Below are 21,239 nucleotides of genomic sequence, written 5' to 3'. Positions count from 1 at the left end.
GTCGTGATCGCTTCCTTTGTTGAGTCCCCTCGCACAGAGATCCTTCCCCGGGCTCGCGGGGAATTCGTCGGTTTCCTGCGAGGGCCATTCCCTTTCACGGCGGACCGAGTAGAGAAGCAACACAGCATCCGGCATTTGACCCACCGCCCTTCCCGGGACGACTCTTGCCCGACCGTCGAGGAGAAGCCCATGCACACCCGCGCCTCCGTTCCGAGCAGCCCTGCGGCGAAGATCCTGTGGGCCGCGATCGCCCTCGTCGGCGCGTTCTGTTTGGGCGTGGTCGCGCTGCGCCGGGGCGAACCGATCAACGCGATCTGGCTGGTCGCCGCAGCGATCGCGGTGTTCGTGATCGGCTACCGCTTCTACGGCCGCTTCGTCGAACGGCACGTGCTGCAGCTCGACGCCAGCCGCGCCACGCCGGCGATGCGCCATCCGGACGGACTCGACTACGTTCCGACCGACAAGTGGGTGGTGTTCGGTCACCACTTCGCCGCCATTGCCGGCGCCGGTCCGCTGGTGGGTCCGGTGCTGGCGGCGCAGATGGGCTACCTGCCGGGCACGTTGTGGATCCTGTTCGGCGTGGTGTTCGCCGGCGCGGTGCAGGACTTCATGATTTTGGCGCTGTCGCTGCGCCGCGATGGCCGTTCGCTCGGCCACATGCTGCGCGAGGAACTGGGGCCGCTGCCCGGCGTGGTGGCCATGTTCGGCGTGCTGGTGCTGATGATGATCGTGCTGGCGGTGCTCGCGCTGGTGGTGGTCAAGGCGCTCACGCACAGCCCGTGGGGCACCTTCACCGTGGCCGCGACGATCCCGATCGCGCTGCTGATGGGCGTGTACCTGCGCTGGCTGCGGCCGGGCCGCATTCTGGAGGTGTCGATCATCGGGCTGGTGCTGCTGCTCGGCTCGATCTGGCTGGGTCGCTTCGTCGCCGAATCGGCCACGCTGGCGCCGCTGTTCGACTTCGACGCGAAGGCGCTGGCGTGGCTGCTGATCGCGTACGGCTTCTGCGCCTCGGTGCTGCCGGTGTGGCTGCTGCTGGCGCCGCGCGATTACCTGTCGACGTTCCTCAAGATCGGCACCATCGCGCTGCTGGCGCTGGCGATCTTCCTTGCTGCGCCGACGCTGCAGATGGCCGCGGTCACGCGCTTCATCGGCGGCACCGGGCCGGTGTTCCAGGGTGACCTGTTCCCGTTCCTGTTCATCACCATCGCCTGCGGCGCGGTGTCGGGCTGGCACTCGATCATCGCCTCGGGCACCACGCCGAAGCTGCTCGCCAATGAAGGCGAGGCGCGCCTGGTCGGCTACGGCGGCATGCTGATGGAGGCGTTCGTGGCGATCATGGCGCTGGTGGCGGCCGCGTCGCTGCATCCGGGCGTGTACTTCGCGATGAATTCGCCGGCGGCGCTGATCGGCACCACCGCCGAGCACGCCGCGCAAACCATCAGCCAGTGGGGCTTCGTGGTCACGCCCGACCAGCTTACGCAGACCGCGCGCGACATCGGCGAAGCGAGCGTGCTCTCACGCGCCGGCGGCGCGCCCACGCTCGCGGTGGGCATGGCGCGGCTGCTGCACGAGATCCTGCCCGGCGGCGGCATGATGGCGTTCTGGTATCACTACGCGATCCTGTTCGAGGCGCTGTTCATCCTCACCACGGTGGACGCCGGCACGCGCGTGGGCCGCTTCATGATCCAGGAGATCGCCGGCCTCATCCACAAGCCGCTGCAGCAGACCGAATCGTGGACGGGTAACCTGCTCGCCACGGCGATCTGCGTGGGGCTATGGGGCTACTTCCTCTACCAGGGCGCGGTCGATCCGCTGGGCGGCATCAACACGCTGTGGCCGCTGTTCGGCATCGCCAACCAGATGCTGGCGGCGATCGCGTTGCTGCTGGCGACGGTGGTGGTGGTGAAGCTCAAGCGCGAGCGGTTCGTCTGGGTGCCGGGCATCCCGGCGGTCTGGCTGATCGTGTGCACGCTGGCGGCCGGTTACGAAAAGCTGGTTGGGCCGATCAGCTTTACGGCCGCAGCGCAGAGGTACGCGGCGGCCGCCGCCGAGGGGCGGCTGCTCGCACCTGCGAAAAACGTCGCGGAGATGCAGCGCATCGTCACCAACAATTACGTCGATGCCGCGCTGACGGGGCTGTTCATGCTGCTGGTGCTGGCAATGGTCGCCTTCACCCTGCAGACCATGCTGCGCGCTTGGCGCACGAACCATCCGACGGCGCATGAGGAACCCTACGTGGCGCTCGATGCCGTTGCGGGGAACGCACCATGAAGCGCTGGCTCCGCACGGCGTGGTCGCGCGCGGTGCAGACGGCGAGGCTGTGCTGTGGCGTGCCCGACTACGACGCGTACGTGCGCCACCTGCGCGAGCATCATCCCGAGCGCGTGGTGCCGAGCTACGAGACGTTCTTCCGCGAGCGGCAGGAAGCACGCTACAAGGGCACCGGCGGGCGTTGCTGCTGAGCCCAGTCAAGGGTTTCAGCTCGGCCGCATGCTCTCCCTGCAGGAGCGCACCCTGTGCGCGACCGGGATGCACCGCGGTCGCAGGGTGCGCTCCTACACATGCTAGACCTCGTGGTGTCGCGCCTCGGCCTCCAGCGCCACGCTGCGCCTGGGGGCCAGCTCCACCAGATACATCGCCCCCAGCACCAGCGCGCCGCCGGCGAGCATGCGCCAGCTCAGCGCATCCACGCCCAGCGCCACCGCGAAGCCCGCGGCGAACACCGGCTCGGTGGTCATCACGATCGCCGCGCGCGCGGGCGGCAGGTGCGCCTGCGCCCAAGTCTGCATCAGCATCGCACCCGCGCCGGCGACCAGCGCCATGTACAGCACCGCCAGCCACGTCGAGCCGTCGGGAGGCAGCGCCGGCCCTTGCGGCGCAGTGGCCAGCAGGCAGATCAGCGCGATCGCCACGACCTGCACCGCCGACATGCCGACCGCGTCCTGCTCGCGCGACCAGCGGCCCAGGCCGACGATGTGCAACGCGTAAAGCGCCGCCGAGGCCAGCGTCAGCCACACGCCCAGGTCGATGGACACGCCGTGCAGGGACAGTAGCGCCAGCCCCCCGGTCGCCAGCGCGACGGCCAGCCAGACGACGCCCGCGATGCGCTCACGCAGCAGCAGCCAGGCCAGGAGCGGCGTGAACACCACATACATGCCGGTGGCAAAGCCGCTGACGCTGGGCGCGATCAGTTTCAATCCCCATGTCTGCAGCAACTGGGCGAGCCCGTAGACGACACCCAACAGCAACGCACGGCCCGCCTGCCCGCGCGGCAAGCGCCACACCGGACGCGCGAACAGCACCAGCATCGAGAGCGCTGCAATGGCGAAGCGCACGGCAAGGAAATCCACCACGCGCATGCGCTCGACCACATCTTTGATCAGCACGAAGGTCGAGCCCCACACGGCAGTGAGGGCGAGCAGGCCGAGGGTGGCGGCGAAAGTGCGGGGGCGGGTGGTCATGCGCAGTCGACAGTTCTTCCGTAGGAGCCCGCGTGCGGGCGATGCTCTTGCAGCAGGTGGGGAAAGGGCATCACCCGCACGCGGGCTCTTACAGGGAGCGGCGCGAGGCTTTTGACAACCGCCACAACTGGCCGGGCACCCGCATGGCGAAGTGCGTCCAGATGCCCAGCCAGACAAGTCCCGCCACCAGGGGATGGCGCGCGGCCGGATCGAACTTGCGGAACCAGCGCCACATGCCGCGATGCTTGTGCCGGCTGACGAATACCGGCCGGTGCCGGCTCGAACCGCCCTTGCCGTGCAGCACGCGCACGTCGCCGGCGAGCAGGACCGAGTAACCCGCATCGCGGGCGCGCCGGCACAGGTCCAGGTCCTCGCAATGCAGGAAGTACGCCTCATCGAAACCGCCCAACTGCTCGAACACCTTGCGCGGCAGCAACATGAGCGCACCGGACACCGCTTCGGCGCTGACCACGTGCCTGGGTATCTCGCCGTCGATGTTCATGCCGCCCCGCGTGCCCAGCAACGTCGCCAGCGCGTGGCGCAGCAGCGGATCGCGCCGGTACGAGGCCGGGTCCGGCGTGCCGTCGGCCGCGCACACCACGGCACCGACGATGCCGGCCTGGGGATGCTCGTCGAGGGTGTCGAGCATGCGGGTCAGGGTGTCCGGCTCGAGCAGGCAGTCGGGGTTGAGCACCAGCAGGTGCTCGCCCTTCGCCACCGCGGCGGCACGGTTCACCGCCGGGCCGAAGCCGAGGTTGGCGTGGTTGTAGATCACCTTCAGTCGCGGCTCCTCGGGGTGCGCGCTTTCGATCGACTGCGGCACGCCGTCGGTCGAGCCGTTGTCGATCAGGATCAACTCGAGCGGCACCGCGCTTTCGAGCACCCGCTGCGCGCAGTCGCGCAGCGAGGAGCCGCTGTCGGCGCACACCACGATCACGCTGACCGGAAGCGTCCTTGCGAGGGGAATGGGAGTAGACACCCGGCAAGTATGCGTGAGGGGCGGGGGTGCGGAGAACTGCCTGCAGTTTCCCGCGAGCCCCGGCCCCTCACCCCAGCCCTCTCCCCGGAGGGGAGAGGGAGCCCGTTCGCCGCACGTCCATGCCTTCCGCTCCGGCCTTCCGCTCCGGCTTTTCGCCTTGGCCTTGGCTCCTCTGAAAAGTGCGCGCAGGAAGCGCGCTGCTCTACCCGGGTCCCCTATGGCGCGGCGGGCGGGTGGCGGATCAGCCCGCAGGGTGGCCGGCAGGACGCCGGCCAGTTTTTCGTCGGGGCAGGAAGCCCCGTCGAAAAACCCCGCCGCCCGCACGCGTACCCGAAGGGCGCGCCATCGGGGTGCCCTTCTCTTTGGTTACTTTCTCTTGGGCAAGCAAGAGAAAGTGACTCGGGCGCCAAAGGCGTCCGAAAGCTCTTGCTCTGAAGGAAACCTCAAGGCGAGCCCCCGCCCCTCACCCCAACCCTCTCCCCGGAGGGGAGAGGGAGCAGGATCAGTGGCGACCAAGCACCTCACGCCAAGCCATCGCCGGCCCCGCCTCTCGGGCGAGCCACGGGCCGTCATGCCAGCCGCACAACTCCCAGCCACGCAGGCGATAAAGACGTCCATGGTCACGGTCGAGCAGCACAAGACCGCGCGACGTGCGTGCAACGAACCAGCGACCATCGGGACTGAACGACGCGTGCGCCTGCACCCGCTCCACCGTCGCATCGGCCAGCACGAAGCGCCCCGCCTCCCAGCGCACCTCGCCCCCGCGCGGATCCGGGCACGTACCTTCCGACCACGCGGGCGGCACCAACTCGACCACCACCGCCCCCGGCCCGATCGGCGCCAACGCCAGGCTCGGCCAGTCGCGCAACTCCGGCTGCGCAACCTGCTCGCGCCGCCCACGATCGAGCCATGCCTCCAGCCCGGCCAGCAAGGTGAAACCCGCCAGTGCCCCCAGCAATGCCATCGCCCAGGCGAAGGCATTGCCGCCGAGAGCGCGTTGCCCTGCAAACAGCACGCCCGGCAAACCCCAGCTCAACGCCAGGCGCAACACGGGCGCGTGACCTTCCAGTCGATCGCTGGCGAACAGCAGCACCGCCGCCACCGACAGCAACAACGGCAGCCCCAGCCACCACGGCTGCAGCGCCAGCAGGAACAGCCAGGCCGGCGCGAGGAGCCAACGTGTGGGCACCCCGGTCACGCCACCACCGCTCCCCCGGCAGTGCCGGGAGAGAGAGGGATCGGAAAAAGGCCCGCCGTACCTGACATGCGCCGACCTTACCGCGCGCGAGGGAGCCGCAACGTCAGCGGTTGACTACGCGAACCGCGCCCCTCAGCCGCACCACACCCGCGCGTTGCGGAACATGCGCATCCACGGCGAATCCTCGCCCCAGTTCTCCGGATGCCAGCTCAACTGCACGCTGCGGAACACGCGCTCCGGATGCGGCATCAGGATGGTCACGCGGCCGTCGGCGGCGGTAAAGCCGGCCAGGCCGCCGGGCGAGCCGTTCGGGTTGAGCGGGTAGTTCTCGGTCGGCTTGCCGCGGTTGTCCACGAAGCGCACCGCCGCCTGCGCCTTGGACGGGCTGCAGGCGTAGGGGAAGCTGACCCGCCCCTCGCCGTGCGCCACCGCCACCGGGATGCGCGAGCCGGCCATGCCCTTGAAGAACAGGCTGGGTGAGTCGAGCACTTCGAGCGTGGCCAGGCGCGCCTCGTACTGCTCGGAGGCGTTGCGTACGAACTTCGGCCAGTGCTTGGCGCCCGGGATGATGTCCTTCAGCTGCGACAGCATCTGGCAGCCGTTGCAGGCACCCAGTGCGAACTTCGACGGATCGTTGAAGAACGCCTCGAACTGCGCGCGCATCGCCTCGTTGTAGAGGATCGAGGTGGCCCAGCCGCGGCCGGCGCCGAGCACGTCGCCGTAGGAGAAACCGCCGCAGGCGGCGAAGCCGCGGAAGTCGGCCAGCTTGTGGCGGCCGGCGGCGAGGTCGGACATGTGCACGTCCACCGCGTCGAAGCCGGCGCGGGTGAACGCCGCGGCCATCTCGACCTGGCCGTTGACGCCCTGCTCGCGCAGGATCGCCACGCGCGGACGGGCGCCGCGGGCGATGTACGGCGCGGCGATGTCCTCGCCCGGATTGAACGTGAGCTTGGGGCTTACGCCCGGGTCGGCGTCATCCAGCCGCCATTCGCACTCGGCATCGGCGCTGGCGGGATTGTCGCGCAGGCGCTGCATGGCGTGGCTGGTCTGGTTCCAGGCGCCGAGCAATTGCGTCCAGTTCCACTTGAAGACGGCATCGTCGCCCAGGTAAAGCTTGATGCCGAGCTTCTCCTTCGGACGGCCGATGCGGTGGCTCATGCCGGCCAGGCCGTGCTTGACCAGCAGCGCTTCGAAAGCTTCGCGATTGGCGCTGGCCACCTGCAACACGGCGCCCAGTTCCTCGTTGAACAGCGCGCGCAGCGTGGCTTCGGCCCAGCCGTCAAGATGAATCTGCAGGCCGCAGTGGCCGGCGAAAGCCATCTCCAGCAGCGTCACCAGCACGCCGCCGTCGGATCGGTCGTGGTAGGCGAGCACCAGGCCGGCGCGGTTGGCCTCCTGCACCAGCTCGAACAGCGCGCGCAGGCGCTTGGGATCGTCCAGGTCCGGCGGCACGCCGCCGGCGCGATTGAACACCTGGGTCAGCGCGGAACCGCCCAGGCGGTCGCGCCCGGCGCCGAGGTCGATCAGCCACAACTCGGAATCGCCACGGTCGAGCTTGAGCTGCGGCGTGAGCGTGCGGCGTACGTCGTCGACGCGGGCAAAGCCGGTAATGACCAGCGACACCGGCGCGACCGTGCGCTGCGGCTGGTCGCCGTCCTGCCACACGGTCTGCATGGAGAGCGAGTCCTTGCCGACCGGGATGGCGATGTCGAGCGCGGGGCACAGCTCCATGCCGACCGCCTTGACCGCGTCAAATAGCGCGGCATCCTCACCTGCGTGGTTGACCGCGGCCATCCAGTTGGCCGACAGGCGGATCTCGCCCAGCGAGGCGATCGGCGCGGCGGCCAGGTTGGTGATCGCCTCGCCCACGGCCAGCCGCGCGGCATCGGCGCTGTTGAGCAGCGCCACCGGGGCGCGCTCGGCCATCGCCATCGCCTCGCCCTGGTAGCCGTCGAAGTCGGTGAGCGTGACGGCGCAGTCCGCCACCGGCACCTGCCACGGGCCGACCATCGGGTCACGATGGTTGAGGCCGCCGACGGTGCGGTCGCCGATGGTGATCAGGAAGTTCTTGCTGCCCACGGTGGGCAGGCGCAGCACGCGCTGCACCGCCTCGTCCATGCCGATGCCGGAGAGGTCCGGCAGCAGGTCCACGCGCGGCTTGATCCGCTGCGCGTCGCGGTGCATGCGCGGCGGCTTGCCGAACAGCACGTCCATCGGCAGATCGATCACGGTGAGGTTGCGGCGCGGGTCGGTCACCCGCAACGTGCGCTCGGCGGTGGCGGTGCCGACCACCGCGTACGGGCAGCGCTCGCGCTTGCAGTAGGCCTCGAACTCGGCGAGGTTTTCCTGCGCGATGCCGAGCACGTAGCGCTCCTGCGACTCGTTGCTCCACACCTGCATGGGCGAGAGCGACGGGTCGTCGCAGGGCACCCTGGAGAGGTCGATCTCGCCGCCGACGCCGGCGTCGTTGAGCAATTCGGGAATGGCGTTGGACAGGCCACCGGCGCCGACGTCGTGGATGCTGACGATCGGGTTGTGCTCGCCCCGCATCCAGCAACTGTCGATCACCTGCTGGCAGCGCCGCTCCATCTCGGCGTTGTCGCGCTGCACCGAAGCGAAGTCGAGCTCGGCGCTGGAGGCGCCGGAGGCGACCGACGAGGCCGCGCCGCCGCCCAGGCCGATCAGCATCGCCGGGCCGCCCAGCACGATCACCGCGTGGCCCGGCTGGATGTCGCGCTTCTGCACGTGGTCGTGGCGGATATTGGCCAGGCCGCCGGCGATCATGATCGGCTTGTCGTAGCCGCGGCGCACGCCGGCTTCGCCGGTTTCGTGCTCGTAGGTGCGGAAGTAGCCGCCCAGGCAGGGTCGGCCGAATTCGTTGTTGAACGCGGCAGCGCCGAGCGGGCCGTCGCGCATGATCTCGAAAGCGCTGGCCATGCGCGGCGGCAACGGGCGATCGACTTCCCACGGCTGCGGCGCGCCCGGGATGCGCAGGTCCGACACCGAGAAGCCGGTCAGGCCGGCCTTGGGCTTGGCGCCGCGGCCGGTGGCGCCCTCGTCGCGGATCTCGCCGCCGGCGCCGGTGGCCGCACCCGGCCAGGGCGCGATCGCGGTCGGGTGGTTGTGCGTCTCGACCTTGATTGCGTAGTCGACCTGTTCGTCGTGCGCGCGCCAGGTGCCTTCGCCATCGGTGAGGAAGCGATGGGCCGTGTGGCCCTCGATGACCGCCGCGTTGTCCTTGTAGGCCGAGAGCGTATGCGCCGGGGAGCACTGGTGGGTGTGCTTGATCATGGCGAACAGGCTCTTGTCCTGTGCTTCGCCGTCGATCGTCCAGCTCGCGTTGAACACCTTGTGGCGGCAATGCTCGGAGTTGGCCTGCGCGAACATGAACAGCTCGGCGTCGGTCGGGTCGCGGCCCAGTTCCGCGTAGCGCTCGGCGAGGTAGTCGATCTCGTCGTCGGCCAGCGCCAGGCCCAGGCGCGCGTTGGCGGCGGCCAGCGCCTCGCGCGGCGCGCCGCCGAGCTCGACGTGCACCAGGTCGCCCGGCGTGCCGGCCAGGAACAGGCCCTGCGCTTGTGCCAGGTCGGTCAGCACCGATTCGGTCATCGGATCGTGCAGCACGGTCAGCACCGCCACGTAATCGGGCGTACCCGCAGCCGGCAGGCCGGCGACCTGCCAGGCCACGCCGCGCTCGACGCGGCGTACGTCGAAGCCGGCGCCGTGCAGGATGTCGGTGGCCTTGCTCGACCAGGGCGAGATGGTGCCCAGCCGTGGCACCGTCCACAGGGTGGCGGACTCGGCCGTGGCGTCCTTGGCTTCCAGCACTTCGAGCAGGCGCTTGCGCTCGGCGCCTTCGGGCGCGTGGCCGGCATCGAGCACGTAGACGAACCAGACAGCCTGCACGCGCGCGCCGCGGTGCACCGCGTCGAGGCGGGCGTTCAGGCGTTCAAGGCGAAACGGCGAAAGGGCGCTCTGCCCGTCGAAAGCGATCATGCGGGGGGATTCGGCGCTGAAGGGAAGCGCCCTATTCTACCCGATGCGACCGGGCGGCCCATCCAGCCCACCAATCCAAGCAGACCGATCCTTGAGTGTAGGAGCGCCCTTGGGCGCGACCGCCATCCCGGTCGCGCCCAAGGGCGCTCCTACAGGGATCAGCCGCCTTTTTCTAGCATCTTCAATAGCTTGTCGGGCGTGACGTAGCCGCCCAGCACCGTCCCGTCGGGTCCCAGCACCATCGGCGTGCCGGTGACGCCGAGCTTGACGCCGAGGTCGAACTCGTCCTTGACGGGATTGGCGCACTCGGCGGGCTTGGGCGCCTTGCCCTGCTTGGCGGCGGTGAACGCGGCCTTGCGGTCGGCGGCGCACCAGACCGAGACCATTTCCTTGTACGTGTCGGTGGGGGCGCCAGCGGTATCGGTCACGCCCTCGCGCGGCCAGGCCAGGTATTCCACCGCGATGCCTTCGTCGTTGAACTGCTTGATGTGCGAATGGAACATGCGGCAGTAGCCGCAGTTGACGTCGGAGAACACGGTCACCGTGTACTTCGGGTGCGGCGGCGCGAACACGATGCGCTGGGACGCCGGCACCTTGGCCAGTTCGGCCTTGCGGAAGCCTGCCCAGGCGCGTTCGCTCAGGTTCTCCCTGGCGGCCAGGTCGACCACGTCGCCATTGATCATGTACTTGCCGTCGGCACTGACATAGACCAGTTGTCCGGAGGCAATCACCTGGTAAAAGCCCGGCAGCGGCGAGGCCGTGATCTGGTCGATCTGCACGCCAGGGGCGAGCTTCTTCAGCGCTGCGCGGACCACCTCCCCGGCAGCCGGATCGATCGTGCTGCCGGCGGCGAGGGCCGGATCGGGCGCGCTGCCGGTGGCGGCGGCGTCCTGGCGGTCGGCCGCGCAGGCGGCGAGCGCGAAGGCGCTGGCGAGCAGCGCGACGGAGAGTTTCTTGAACATCGGAACCTCGCGGCCGCGTGGGGGAAAGCGGCGATCGGCCGATTCTGGCACAGCGGGGATAAGCGGGAGCTTACGAGCCCCGGAACCCCACAGGCCTGGCTTCAGCCTGGCCGGACCGTCTGCGTCAGCCGCGAGGGTGGTGTTTCGCGTGCAGGCGCTTCAGGCCTTCCTTCGCCACCAGCGTGTAGATCTGCGTGGTGCTGAGCGAGGCATGCCCCAGCAGCAACTGCAGCGCGCGCAGGTCGGCGCCGTGGTTGAGCAGATGGGTGGCGAAGGAGTGGCGCAGCACATGCGGCGAGATGCGTTTGCCCTCGATGCCGACCGCCAGCGCGTGCCGCTTGACCAGCGTCCAGAACATCTGCCGCGTCATGCCCTCGCCGCGCCGGCTGAGGAACAGCGCCGCCGGCTGGCGGCCTTTTGCGAGCTGCGGCCGTGCATCCGCGAGATAGGCCTCGATGCGCTCAAGCGCGACTTCGCCGACCGGCACCAGGCGGTCCTTGCCGCCCTTGCCGGTAATCCGCAGCACGCCCTGGCGCGTGTTGAGCGCGGCCAGCGGGAGCTCGACCAGCTCCGACACGCGCAGGCCGGAGGCGTACATCAGCTCGAGCATCGCGCGATCGCGCAGGCCGAGGGTGGAATCCACGTCCGGTGCGGCGAGGAGCGCCTCGATCTCGCGCTCGGCCAGCGCCTTGGGCAGACTGCGTGGCATGCGCGGGCGCTCGATCAGCAGCGTGGGGTCCTCGTAACCCGGGGTGTCGCGCGCGAGCTGGCCGTAATAGCGCCGGAACGCCGACTGGCGCCGCGCCATCGAACGGACCGCCGCCGGCTGGCTGCCGTGGAACGCCGACAGGTCCTCGCGGCGCGCCGTCTGCAGACCGCGTCCGCGCGAGGCGAGCCAGCGCGCCAGTCCCTCAAGGTCCTGCCGATAGGCTTCCAGGGTGCGGTCGGCCAGGCCGTCTTCGGACCAGACCCGTTCAAGGAACGCGGCGATGCTGCGCTGGTCGGCTTCGGCGATACTTGCGCTCTTTTCCTGCATGCGCAGATGCTCGCCGCGGTTCGCGGCGGGCGCAAGCGAAACGCCGATGACCCGATCGCACGACCCCGCCGCCCTTCCCTGCCCGATGTGGCGCCGCCTCGCCGCCCTGGTCTACGACCTGCTCGCGGTGGTGGCGATCGTGATGGTGGTGGGGCTGCTGTGCCAGCTCGCCACCGGCGGCCAGGTGGTGGCCGCTGGCACGCATCCGGCGATCGCGTGGTGGTACCAGCCGCTGCAGGGCCTGGTGGTGGGCGCGTATTTCGTGATCTCGTGGCTGCGCGGCGGGCAGACGCTCGGCATGCGGCCGTGGCGCATCCGCGTGGTCGGTGCCAATGGCGGCAAGGTGCTGTGGGGACAGGCGCTGCGGCGGGTGATCGTCGCGGCCTTGCCGCTGCTGTTGCTGGGCCTGGCCCCGTGGCTGGGGCTGCGCGGTGCGGTATGGGTGGTGCTGGCCGGCTGGGCGGTGTGGTTCGCGCCGGCGTTGATCGACCGGCGGCGGCGAGCCCTTCACGATATTGCTGCCGGTACCGAAATGCGCCGGACCTGACGCCCCTGTAGGAGCGCGTGCGGGCGATGCTCTGGGCGCGTACCTTCAGGGCATCGCCCGCACGCGGGCTCCTACAAAGCGATTGGCGCTTCACATCCGTCGCGGCCGCGCTTGCTGTACAAAGCCCCATGGCCACTTCCGCCCCCATCCGCAGCGATGCCGAGCTGCTCCGCGTCAACCGCGGCTTCTACGAAGCGCTGTGGGCGCAGGCGTGGCTTGTCGATCCCGAGCGTTTCAACACCTGGCCGCTGTTGCGCGAGCTGGCCGCGGCGGCGCCGCGCCGGCTCGAGGTCGCCCCCGGCCTGCGTCCGCGCCTGCCGCTGGATGGCACCTGCTTCGTTGACCTGAGCCACGCGGCGCTGCGCCAGTTGCGCGCGCGCGGGGCCAGCGCCATGCACGGCATGATCGGTGCGCTGCCCTGCGCCGATGCCCGATTCGACCTGGTGTGCGCCTTCGACATCCTCGAGCACGTCGCCGACGACGAAGGCGCCTTGCGCGAGCTCGCGCGCGTGGCGGCGCCGGGGGCGAAGCTGTTGCTGTCGGTGCCCCTGCACGCCGATGCCTGGACGGCGTTCGACGAGTTCGTCGGGCACTGCCGGCGTTACGAGCCGGAGGCGATCGAGGCCAAGCTTGCGGCACACGGGTTTGCGCTGGAACGCAGTGCGATCTATGGCATGCAGCCCAAATCCTCGCGCTTGCTCGACCTGGGGCAGTGGTTCCTGACCCATCGGCGCGAGCGCGCGATGTGGTGGTACAACCATGTGTTCATGCCGCTGGGACTCAAGTTCCAGAAGCCGCTGCAGTGGCGCGAAGGGTTGCCCCAGGTGGACGGCGTGGACGAAGTTCTGCTGATTTGCCGTCGGCGCGGCGGCTGAGGCAGACGTACGACTTCGGGCCGTCTGCCGCAGTGCAGCATCCGCGGGACAAAGCCACTAGAATGCTGCTTTGTCCTGCATGACCCGGTCGCCATGCTCTACCAACTCCACGAATGGCAGCGCGCCTTCATGGGCCCGATGAGCTACTTCGCGCAGGCCAGCGCGAAGATGTTCAGCGAGCCGGGCAGCCTGCTTGCGCAGTGGCCGGGGGCGGCGCGCTGGGCAGCCGGCTGCGAGCTGATGTACCGGCTGGGCAAGGATTACGAGAAGCCGGCGTTCGGCATCCACGAGATCCAGGCCCATGGCCACACCGTCGCGGTGGTGGAACAGGCCGCGCTGGAACTGCCGTTCTGCCGGTTGAGGCGGTTCAAGCGCTACAGCGACAACCCCGAGGTGATCGAGGCGATGCGCCGCCAGCCGGTAGTGCTGGTGGTGGCGCCGCTCTCGGGCCACCACGCGACGCTGCTGCGCGACACCGTGCGAACGCTGCTGCGCGACCACAAGGTCTACGTCACCGACTGGGTCGACGCGCGGATGGTGCCGGCCGAGGCGGGCATGTTCCGGCTGGACGACTACGTCGCCTACGTCGAGCGCTTCATCCGCCACATCGGCGCGAGCGATCTGCACGTGGTCTCGGTGTGCCAGCCGACCGTGCCGGTGCTGGCCGCGGTGTCGCTCATGGCCGCGCGCGGGGAGGAGACGCCACGCAGCCTGGTCATGATGGGCGGCCCGATCGACCCGCGCCGCAGCCCCACCAGCGTCAACGACCTGGCCACCACCCAGCCGTTGTCCTGGTTCGAGGCCAACCTGATCCACACCGTGCCGGCCAACTATCCGGGGCGCGGGCGCAAGGTCTACCCGGGCTTCCTGCAGCACGCCGGTTTCGTGGCGATGAATCCGGGCCGCCATCTGTCATCGCACTGGGATTTCTATCTCGATCTGCTGCGCGGCGATCTGGACGACGCCGAGGCACACCGGCGCTTCTACGACGAATACAACGCCGTGCTGGACATGCCGGCCGGGTATTACCTGGACACCATCGGCACGGTGTTCCAGCAATGCCTGCTGCCGCGCGGCCTGTGGGACGTGGCCGGCGAGCGCGTGGATCCGGGCGCCATCACGCGCAGCGCGCTGCTCACCATCGAGGGCGAGCTGGACGACATCTCCGGTCTGGGCCAGACCGAGGCGGCGCACGCGCTGTGCACCGGCATCCCGGCGAAGCGGCACGCGCACCGCGTGATCGAAGGCGCCGGCCACTACGGCATCTTCAGCGGCCGGCGCTGGCGCGAAACGGTGTATCCACAGGTGCGCGACTTCATCCGTCACCACGCGGCACGGCCACCGCGCCGGACGCCTCAGCGCAAGGGGTGAGCCTCGACGCCCTGCCGCGTCATCCTCACCGGCAGGATGCGGCCGCGGGCGTCGAACTCCAGCCGATCGATACAGACTACGCGGTGGTTGGCGACCGTTTCGCCCCTGGGGCGCCGGTGGTAGACGATGTACCAACGACCATCGGGCGTGTGCAGCAGCGAGTGGTGGCCGGCGCCGGTGGCGATGGAGGGGTCATGTTCGAGGATCTTGCCGATGCGGCGGAACGGACCTAGTGGCGAATCGCCGATCGCATAGGCCACCGAGTAATCCGGCCCGGTCCAGCCGCCCTCCGACCACATCAGGTAATAGCGGCCGTCGCGCTTGAACATCATCGGGCCTTCGACGTAGTGCTCGGGCGTGATCTCCTTGAACACCGTGCCGTCCGCGAAGGGCATGAAGCCGGTGAAGTCGTCCTTCAGCCGCGCGATGTTGGCGTGCTTCCAGCCACCGTAGATCAGGTAGTACTGGCCGTCGTCGTCGCGGAATACCGACTGGTCGATCGGCTGCGCGCCGTTGTGGAAGGCGCCGACCAGCGGCTTGCCCAGCAGGTCGCGGAACGGGCCCTGCGGGTGGTCGGCCACCGCCACGCCGATGCCGCCTACCTCGCGGTCGCTCTGGATGTCGTTGGCAGCGAAGAAGAGGTAGTAGCGCCCGCCCTTGGCGACCACGGCCGGCGCCCACATCGCGCGTCTGGCCCAATGGATCGCGCGCACGTCGAGCACGTGCGGATGGCGCGTCCATGTCACCAGGTCCGGCGAGGAGAAGGCATCGATGAAGAGCTGGCGATCGTAGTTGTCGGACCAGGTAGGGTAGATCCAGTAGGTCTTGCCGAAGATCGCCGCCTCCGGGTCCGCGTACCAGCCCGGGATGACCGGGTTGCCGGCGTGCATCCGGGCGTCCCGGGCCACTTCAGCCGCAACAACCGGGCAGGCCGGCACGAGGGCCAGCAAGGCTGCAATCAGCAGCCTCGTGCCCCGCAGGCGAGCCGTCGCCCTCCGACCGATCACGCTGCCTGCCCGCCGAAGAAACGGGCAAACGCCTCGACCGTGCGGGAGATACCGGCGTCGTCGATGTCCAGGTGGGTCACCAACCGCAGCGTCGGCAGATAGCCGATGCTGATGCGGATGCCGGCCTCGCGCAGATGCACGTCCAGCTCGCGCAGCCGCTCGGCGGGCACCTCGACGAAGACCATGTTGGTGTGCTGGCCGAGCAGGCGCAGGCCCGGCACGGCTTCGATCTGCCGTGCCAGGGTGACGGCGCGGGCGTGGTCGTCGGCCAGCCGCGCGACGTGGTGATCGAGGGCGTACAGGCCAGCCGCCGCCAGCATGCCGGCCTGGCGCCAGCCGCCACCGGTAACCTTGCGCCAGCGCCGCGCCTTGTCGATCAGCGCCGCGGAGCCCACCAGCACCGAACCCACCGGTGCGCCGAGCCCCTTGGAGAGGCACACCGACACGCTGTCGAAGTGCCGCGCGATGTCGCGCGCGGGCACGCCCGCCGCCACCGACGCGTTGTACAGGCGGGCGCCGTCCAGGTGGAGCGCAAGGCCGCGCTCGCGCGCGAAATCACGCGCGGCCTGCAGGTAGTCCATCGGCAACACGCGGCCATGCCACGTGTTCTCCAGCGCCAGCAGGCGCGTGCGGGCGAAGTGCGGGTCGACCGGCTTGATCGCGGCCGCCACCCGGTCCAGCGGCAGCGAACCGTCGGCGTCCTGAACGATCGGCTGGGGCTGGATCGAACCGAGCACCGCCGCACCACCGCCCTCGAACTTGTAGGTGTGCGCGTCCATGCCGACGATGTACTCGTCGCCGCGTTCGCAATGCGACATCAGCGCCAGCAGGTTCGATTGCGTGCCGCTGGGCACGAACAACGCAGCCTCGAAGCCGAGCTCGTCGGCCAGGCGCTGCTGCAGGACATTTACGGTGGGATCCTCGCCGTAAACGTCGTCCCCCACCGGGGCGTCCAGCATGACCGCGCGCATGGCGGGCGTGGGCCTGGTTACCGTATCGCTGCGCAGGTCGACCCAGTCCACGTTGTGCTCCCGGCAAAGGAAGCAGCTTCGCGCGCGACCTGGCCTGAAGCAAGCGGGCACAAAAAACCCGCGACGGGCGCGGGTGAAGATGGTGGGTCGTCCGAGACTCGAACTCGGGACCAATAGATTAAAAGTCTACTGCTCTACCAACTGAGCTAACGACCCATCAGGCGAACGGGCGATTTTAAGGTTTGCGTGCGGGTCGCACAAGCAAGCGCAATAGACCGACGGCTCACGTAGGGTGGGCTTCAGCCCACCGCACCCGGGCGGCATGGTGGGCTGAAGCTCACCCTACGGATCAGGCGTAACGGGTGGGGTCGACCAGGCCTGCGGCGCGGAAGCCCTCGGCGCGCAGGTGGCAGGCGTCGCAGTGGCCGCAGGCGCGGCCCTGCGCGTCGGCCTGGTAGCAGCTCACGGTCTGGGCGAAATCCACCCCAAGGCGCTGGCCCTCGCGGGCGATGTCGGCCTTGCTCATGCGCATCAGCGGCGCGTGGATGCGCAGGCCTGCGCCTTCCACGCCGGCTTTGGTGGCGACGTTGGCCAATTGCTCGAAGGCGTCGATGAAGGCAGGCCGGCAGTCCGGGTAACCGGAATAGTCGACCGCGTTGACGCCGCAGAATATGTCGTTGGCGCCGAGCACCTCGGCCCAGCCCAGCGCGATCGACAGCATGATCGTGTTGCGCGCCGGCACGTAGGTCACGGGAATGCCCTCGCCACCTTGCTCGGGTACGTCGATATCGGCGGTCAGTGCCGAGCCGCCGATGCTGCGCAGGTCGATCTGCACGGTCTTGTGTTCGACGGCGCCAAGCGCATGGGCAACGCGCCCGGCGGCCTCCAGCTCGGAGCCATGGCGCTGGCCATAAGCGACGCTGAGCGCATGCACGGCAAAGCCCTGCTCGCGGGCGATGGCGAGAACGACGGCCGAGTCCATGCCGCCGGAGACGAGCACGACGGCGTTGCGTGGAGTGATTTGGGACATGGATCGGTTCCTTGCGTACAGCCGGTCACCGGCCGGAAAACGCTCGCGGCATCACAGGCCACGGCGTGGGTTCCCTTCCCTGCCTGCAGGGAGGGTTGGGGAGGAGTTGCCCGCGCTTGCGCGAACATCCCCAGGCCTGACCCTGCAAGCAGGGACGGCGAAGCGCTCAGTGCCCCGGCGCGTCGTTCCAGAGCAGCTTGTGCAACTGCAACTGGAACCGTACCGGCAGGCGATCGGCGATGATCCACTCGGCCAGCTCGCGCGGCTGCACCGCGCCATGCACGGGCGAGAACAGCACCATGCAGCGGCGGTCCAGCGCGTGCTCGGCGACCACGCCGCGTGCCCATTCGTAGTCGGCGCGACTGGCGATGATGATCTTGACCTGGTCGTGCGGCAGCAGATGGTCGAGGTTGCTCCACAGGTTGCGCGCGCTCTCGCCCGAGTCGGGGGCCTTCAGATCCATCACCTTGCGCACGCGCGGATCGACCGCCGACACGTCCAGCGCGCCGGAGGTTTCCAGCGAGACGTCGTAACCGGCATCGCACAGGCGACGCAGCAGGATCAAGCAGCGCTTCTGCGCCAGCGGCTCGCCACCGGTGACGCAGACGTGGTGCGCGCCGTGGCGGGCGACTTCGGCGAGGATGTCGTCGATCGCATGCCACTGCCCGCCGTGGAAGGAATACTCGGTGTCGCACCAGACACAGCGCAGCGGGCAGCCGGTCAGGCGCACGAACACGGTGCGCCAGCCGATCGCGTCGGCCTCGCCCTGGATCGAGTGGAAGATCTCGGTGATGCGCAGGCGTTCGGCCGGCACCGGCGCGACGGGCGCCTCGCCCGCGTCACTGCCCATCACACGATCCTCAGCGGATCGCCGATTGCAGCTGCAGTCGGCGCAGGCGTTCCTGCGCCAGGCTGGCGGCGCGGGAATTGGGGTACTTGCTGGTGACCTGCTGCAGCGTGGCCTTGCCGGCGTCGGTCTGCTTGAGCTCGAGCTGGCTGTAGCCGACCTTGAGCAGCGCGTCGGCCGCCTTCTCGCTCTGCGGGAACTGGCTCAACAGCCGCTGGAAAGCTTCCAGCGCCACCGGGTAGTTCATGGTCACGTAGTAGGACTCGCCGAGCCAGTACCAGGCATTGGGCGTGAGCGCGTTGTCCGGGTACTGCTGGATGAAGCTGCGGAAGCCGCGCGAGGCCTGTGCGTAGTCGCCCCCACGCAGCGCCTGGAAGGCGGTGTCGTAGGCGGCCTGCGCGTTGGCGTCGGGTGCCGCGGCGGGCGCGCTGCTGCCGCTGGCCGGTGCGGCGGTGGGCGCCTGCGCCGGAGTGACCGGGGTCGCCGCGGCAGCGGCCGAGCCGGCGGAGGCCGGGGCATTGCCCGCGGGCGTGGAATTCGTGCCGGCGCCATTGCCCTCGAGGCGGCCGAGCCGCGAGTCGAGATCGATGTACTGCGCCTTGTTCTTTTCTTCGAGCTGCCCGATGGTGTGTTGCAGCTCCTCGACCTGGCCTTGCAACTGCTGCACTTGGGATTGCAACTGCTGGACCTGGTTGACCAGGCTGGTACCGCCCTGGTTCTGGGCCTGTGCCTGCTGCTCCAGCCGCGACACGCGGTCGGCGAGGCTGAGGCGGGAGTTTTGCGCGAAGGCCGGAACGGCAATGAGCATGGCGGACGCAAACGCGCCCGCCATGCCGAGCCTGGCCGAAAAACGCTTAGCCAGTGCGCTCTTCATTACTTCGCCGTGTAGACGATCTCGACGCGGCGGTTCTTGCTCCAGCAGTCCTCGTTGTGCTCACGGCACACCGGCTTTTCCTTGCCGTAGGAGATCACTTCGATCTGGCTGGCCGAGCCACCGTTGGCCTGCAGGGCGTCGGACACGGCATTGCCGCGGCGCTCGCCCAGGCCCAGGTTGTACTCGCGGGTGCCGCGCTCGTCGGTGTTGCCTTCCAGGCGGACGTGCGATTCCGGACGGTCCTGCAGGTACTTGGCGTGGCAAGCCATGATCTGCTGGAATTCCGGCTTGATCTCGGTCTTGTCGAAGTCGAAGTACACGACGCGCTGGCGCAGGCAGGCGTCGGTGTCGAGGTCGGCCGGGGTGTACTTGTTGCTCTCCGGGGCCGGCTGGGTCGTCGGCTGCGGCTCCGGCTGGGGCTGCGGCTTGACTTCCTGCTTCTTCGAGCAAGCGGCTGCGCCGATGCACAGCAGGGCGACCAGGGCGACGCGTGCGGTCTTATTCATGGGTGACGTTCCTTCAAAACGGGTTTGAGTTCCGACAGTCAATGACGATTGCGGTGTTGGGACAGTGATCGCCGGTGGTCCGGCTTGTTGTGTGACGCTTGGTGCTACCGCGGGCCAGTCACTCGTCGCGCCTGGCAACCGTTGGCTGGACGCGTTTGACTGCGCCCTGCCCTAAGCGAAATGGCGCCAAGGCGCCGTTTCGGCCCATTCCATGGGCATTCCGCCGGAGCGCTCACGCGCCCCAACGGACAAAAAATCAACGCTTCCGGTACGGCCCCCAGGCCGGTTCGCGGACGTCCCCGTCGGACAGCACGAGGCGCTGGCGGACCTGGCCATCGGCCGAAACGGCATACAGCACGCCGCGGCGCCCTTCCGTGGCCGCGTACAACAGCATGCTGGCGTTCGGTGCGAAACTCGGGGAGTCGTCAATCGGGCCGGGGGAGATGAAACGCACCTGCCCACCCAGACTGCGATCCATGATGGCAATACGATACACGTTCCCATTGCCCTGCACCATCGCGATCAGCTTGCCGTCGAAGCTGACGTCGGCGTTGGCGTTGTTCTGCCCGTCGAAGCTGATGCGCGTGGGCGAGCCGCCGCTAGCGGACATCTGGTAGATCTGCGGCCGGCCCGAGCGGTCGGAGGTGAAATAGAGGCTCTGGCCATCGGCCGCCCAGGTCGGCTCGGTATCGATCGACAGGCTGTTGGTCAGACGCGTCTCATGACGCGAAGCCATGTCGATCACGAAGATCTCGGGGTTGCCCACGAACGACAGCGACACCGCCAGCTTGCGGCCGTCCGGCGACCAGGCCGGCGCGCCGTTGATGCCCTTCTTGTGCGCCGCAACCAGCTGGCGCGAGCCGGTGGTGATGTCCTGCACGTAGACCTGCGAGTTGCCGCTCTCGAAGGAGACGTAGGCGATCTTGGTGCCGTCCGGCGACCACGAGGGGGACAGCAGCGACTCGCGCGAGCGGGCCACCACCTGCGGGTTGTAGCCGTCCGAATCGGCCACGATCAGCGAATAGGTGGTGTTGTTGCCCAGGCCCACGGCCGTGATGTAGGCGATGCGGGTCCAGAACGCGCCGCGCACGCCGGTGATCTTCTCGTAGATCTGGTCGGCGATCTGGTGGGCCACGCCGCGCAGGTCCCCGGCCGGCGCGGTGAACGCCTGGGCCAGCAGGCTCTGCTGCTTGTTGACGTCCCACAACTCGTACTCGACGCGCAGCAAGCCACCGCCGGCGTCGCTGATGCGCCCGACCGTGATGTAGTCCTGCTTGAGCAGGCGCCAGGTCGCGAACTTGATGTCGGCGCCGCGCGAGGGCGACTCGACGATCTCGCTCTTGGCCAGCGCGCGGAACTTGCCCGAGCGGTTGAAATCGTTGCGGATGACGTCCGCCACGTCGGTCGGCAGCGGCGCGCCACCGTTCTGGGCGAACGGCACGACCACGATCGGGGTCGCCGTCTTGACGCCGCCGACAATGTCCACGTTGAGCGCCTGCGCACCCGCGGGTCCGGCGACGAGGGCGGCCAGACACAGCACGGCAAGGGCGAAGAGCGATTTCAAGTTGGGCATGAACGT

General features: G+C 69.0%; 18 protein-coding genes and 1 tRNA gene. 5 read left to right on the top strand and 14 right to left on the bottom strand.

What is annotated here, in order from left to right; all coding sequences use genetic code 11:
• The first annotated feature begins 189 nt into the window (after positions 1-189).
• On the top strand, positions 190-2,274 hold the full coding sequence (locus ACFWZ3_RS15105) for a carbon starvation CstA family protein (protein WP_439708505.1): 2,085 nt from the start codon (positions 190-192) through the stop codon (positions 2,272-2,274).
• Positions 2,271-2,465: a YbdD/YjiX family protein gene (locus ACFWZ3_RS15100; RefSeq protein ID WP_439708504.1), complete on the top strand. Its 195-nt coding sequence runs from the start codon at positions 2,271-2,273 to the stop codon at positions 2,463-2,465. The genes ACFWZ3_RS15105 and ACFWZ3_RS15100 overlap by 4 nt, the downstream gene beginning before the upstream one ends.
• A gap of 102 nt (positions 2,466-2,567) precedes the next feature.
• Here ACFWZ3_RS15100 and ACFWZ3_RS15095 read toward each other — a convergent pair whose 3' ends face one another.
• From ACFWZ3_RS15095 to xerD, 6 genes are all read right to left on the bottom strand, one after another.
• On the bottom strand, positions 2,568-3,464 hold the full coding sequence (locus ACFWZ3_RS15095; protein ID WP_439708503.1) for a DMT family transporter: 897 nt from the start codon (positions 3,462-3,464) through the stop codon (positions 2,568-2,570).
• Between the two features lie 88 nt (positions 3,465-3,552).
• Positions 3,553-4,401 carry a glycosyltransferase family 2 protein gene (locus tag ACFWZ3_RS15090; protein WP_439708502.1) on the bottom strand — a complete coding sequence of 283 codons (849 nt, stop codon included), beginning with the start codon at positions 4,399-4,401 and terminating at the stop codon, positions 3,553-3,555.
• 544 nt (positions 4,402-4,945) lie between these two features.
• On the bottom strand, positions 4,946-5,632 hold the full coding sequence (locus ACFWZ3_RS15085) for a hypothetical protein (RefSeq protein ID WP_439708501.1): 687 nt from the start codon (positions 5,630-5,632) through the stop codon (positions 4,946-4,948).
• A 141-nt stretch (positions 5,633-5,773) separates the two neighbouring features.
• Entirely contained in the window at positions 5,774-9,634 is a 3,861-nt protein-coding gene (purL, locus tag ACFWZ3_RS15080; RefSeq protein WP_439708500.1) for a phosphoribosylformylglycinamidine synthase, read from the bottom strand.
• Positions 9,635-9,792: 158 nt separating this feature from the next.
• On the bottom strand, positions 9,793-10,596 hold the full coding sequence (locus tag ACFWZ3_RS15075; RefSeq protein WP_439708499.1) for a disulfide isomerase DsbC N-terminal domain-containing protein: 804 nt from the start codon (positions 10,594-10,596) through the stop codon (positions 9,793-9,795).
• A 124-nt stretch (positions 10,597-10,720) separates the two neighbouring features.
• Positions 10,721-11,632, bottom strand: coding sequence for a site-specific tyrosine recombinase XerD (gene xerD / locus ACFWZ3_RS15070; protein ID WP_439708498.1), 912 nt, complete (start codon positions 11,630-11,632; stop codon positions 10,721-10,723).
• 46 nt (positions 11,633-11,678) lie between these two features.
• Here xerD and ACFWZ3_RS15065 point away from each other — a divergent pair, with 46 nt between their 5' ends.
• From ACFWZ3_RS15065 to ACFWZ3_RS15055, 3 genes are all read left to right on the top strand, one after another.
• Positions 11,679-12,179: an RDD family protein gene (locus ACFWZ3_RS15065; RefSeq protein ID WP_439708497.1), complete on the top strand. Its 501-nt coding sequence runs from the start codon at positions 11,679-11,681 to the stop codon at positions 12,177-12,179.
• Between the two features lie 128 nt (positions 12,180-12,307).
• The gene (locus ACFWZ3_RS15060) at positions 12,308-13,054 is read left to right on the top strand and encodes a class I SAM-dependent methyltransferase (protein ID WP_439708496.1); all 747 of its coding nucleotides are present in this window, start codon (positions 12,308-12,310) and stop codon (positions 13,052-13,054) included.
• Positions 13,055-13,147: 93 nt separating this feature from the next.
• Positions 13,148-14,425 carry a polyhydroxyalkanoate depolymerase gene (locus tag ACFWZ3_RS15055; protein WP_439708495.1) on the top strand — a complete coding sequence of 426 codons (1,278 nt, stop codon included), beginning with the start codon at positions 13,148-13,150 and terminating at the stop codon, positions 14,423-14,425.
• Here the strand turns inward: ACFWZ3_RS15055 and ACFWZ3_RS15050 are convergent.
• From ACFWZ3_RS15050 to tolB, 8 genes are all read right to left on the bottom strand, one after another.
• Entirely contained in the window at positions 14,410-15,315 is a 906-nt protein-coding gene (locus tag ACFWZ3_RS15050; protein ID WP_439708494.1) for a glycoside hydrolase family 43 protein, read from the bottom strand. The genes ACFWZ3_RS15055 and ACFWZ3_RS15050 overlap by 16 nt on opposite strands.
• A 113-nt stretch (positions 15,316-15,428) precedes the next feature.
• Positions 15,429-16,454, bottom strand: coding sequence for a low-specificity L-threonine aldolase (ltaE, locus tag ACFWZ3_RS15045; RefSeq protein WP_439708493.1), 1,026 nt, complete (start codon positions 16,452-16,454; stop codon positions 15,429-15,431).
• Between the two features lie 89 nt (positions 16,455-16,543).
• Positions 16,544-16,619 (bottom strand) — tRNA-Lys (locus tag ACFWZ3_RS15040).
• 133 nt (positions 16,620-16,752) lie between these two features.
• Entirely contained in the window at positions 16,753-17,433 is a 681-nt protein-coding gene (queC, locus tag ACFWZ3_RS15035; RefSeq protein WP_439708492.1) for a 7-cyano-7-deazaguanine synthase QueC, read from the bottom strand.
• Between the two features lie 166 nt (positions 17,434-17,599).
• Complete coding sequence (gene queE / locus ACFWZ3_RS15030; RefSeq protein WP_439708491.1) at positions 17,600-18,283, bottom strand: 7-carboxy-7-deazaguanine synthase QueE; 684 nt, start codon at positions 18,281-18,283, stop codon at positions 17,600-17,602.
• A gap of 10 nt (positions 18,284-18,293) precedes the next feature.
• Positions 18,294-19,154 carry a tol-pal system protein YbgF gene (ybgF, locus tag ACFWZ3_RS15025; protein ID WP_439708490.1) on the bottom strand — a complete coding sequence of 287 codons (861 nt, stop codon included), beginning with the start codon at positions 19,152-19,154 and terminating at the stop codon, positions 18,294-18,296.
• On the bottom strand, positions 19,154-19,660 hold the full coding sequence (pal, locus tag ACFWZ3_RS15020; RefSeq protein ID WP_209616636.1) for a peptidoglycan-associated lipoprotein Pal: 507 nt from the start codon (positions 19,658-19,660) through the stop codon (positions 19,154-19,156). The genes ybgF and pal overlap by 1 nt, the downstream gene beginning before the upstream one ends.
• Positions 19,661-19,916: 256 nt before the next feature.
• On the bottom strand, positions 19,917-21,233 hold the full coding sequence (gene tolB, locus ACFWZ3_RS15015) for a Tol-Pal system beta propeller repeat protein TolB (RefSeq protein ID WP_439708489.1): 1,317 nt from the start codon (positions 21,231-21,233) through the stop codon (positions 19,917-19,919).
• Between the last annotated feature and the right edge of the window lie 6 nt (positions 21,234-21,239).

The organism is Frateuria sp. GZRR35, assembly GCF_051900415.1.
In the GTDB taxonomy this organism is placed as follows: domain Bacteria; phylum Pseudomonadota; class Gammaproteobacteria; order Xanthomonadales; family Rhodanobacteraceae; genus Frateuria_A.
Note: the sequence above shows the minus strand (reverse complement) of the source record. Positions and strands in the feature narration are given on the sequence as shown.

Coding starts and splice junctions, on each gene's coding strand:
- tolB (WP_439708489.1), bottom strand. CDS start 21,233: ATGCCCAACTTGAAATCGCTCTTCGCCCTTGCCGTGCTGTGTCTGGCC.
- ACFWZ3_RS15055 (WP_439708495.1), top strand. CDS start 13,148: ATGCTCTACCAACTCCACGAATGGCAGCGCGCCTTCATGGGCCCGATG.
- pal (WP_209616636.1), bottom strand. CDS start 19,660: ATGAATAAGACCGCACGCGTCGCCCTGGTCGCCCTGCTGTGCATCGGC.
- ybgF (WP_439708490.1), bottom strand. CDS start 19,154: ATGAAGAGCGCACTGGCTAAGCGTTTTTCGGCCAGGCTCGGCATGGCG.
- ACFWZ3_RS15060 (WP_439708496.1), top strand. CDS start 12,308: ATGGCCACTTCCGCCCCCATCCGCAGCGATGCCGAGCTGCTCCGCGTC.
- xerD (WP_439708498.1), bottom strand. CDS start 11,632: ATGCAGGAAAAGAGCGCAAGTATCGCCGAAGCCGACCAGCGCAGCATC.
- ACFWZ3_RS15075 (WP_439708499.1), bottom strand. CDS start 10,596: ATGTTCAAGAAACTCTCCGTCGCGCTGCTCGCCAGCGCCTTCGCGCTC.
- ACFWZ3_RS15095 (WP_439708503.1), bottom strand. CDS start 3,464: ATGACCACCCGCCCCCGCACTTTCGCCGCCACCCTCGGCCTGCTCGCC.
- purL (WP_439708500.1), bottom strand. CDS start 9,634: ATGATCGCTTTCGACGGGCAGAGCGCCCTTTCGCCGTTTCGCCTTGAA.
- ACFWZ3_RS15050 (WP_439708494.1), bottom strand. CDS start 15,315: ATGCACGCCGGCAACCCGGTCATCCCGGGCTGGTACGCGGACCCGGAG.
- ACFWZ3_RS15105 (WP_439708505.1), top strand. CDS start 190: ATGCACACCCGCGCCTCCGTTCCGAGCAGCCCTGCGGCGAAGATCCTG.
- queE (WP_439708491.1), bottom strand. CDS start 18,283: ATGGGCAGTGACGCGGGCGAGGCGCCCGTCGCGCCGGTGCCGGCCGAA.
- ACFWZ3_RS15065 (WP_439708497.1), top strand. CDS start 11,679: ATGACCCGATCGCACGACCCCGCCGCCCTTCCCTGCCCGATGTGGCGC.
- ACFWZ3_RS15100 (WP_439708504.1), top strand. CDS start 2,271: ATGAAGCGCTGGCTCCGCACGGCGTGGTCGCGCGCGGTGCAGACGGCG.
- queC (WP_439708492.1), bottom strand. CDS start 17,433: ATGTCCCAAATCACTCCACGCAACGCCGTCGTGCTCGTCTCCGGCGGC.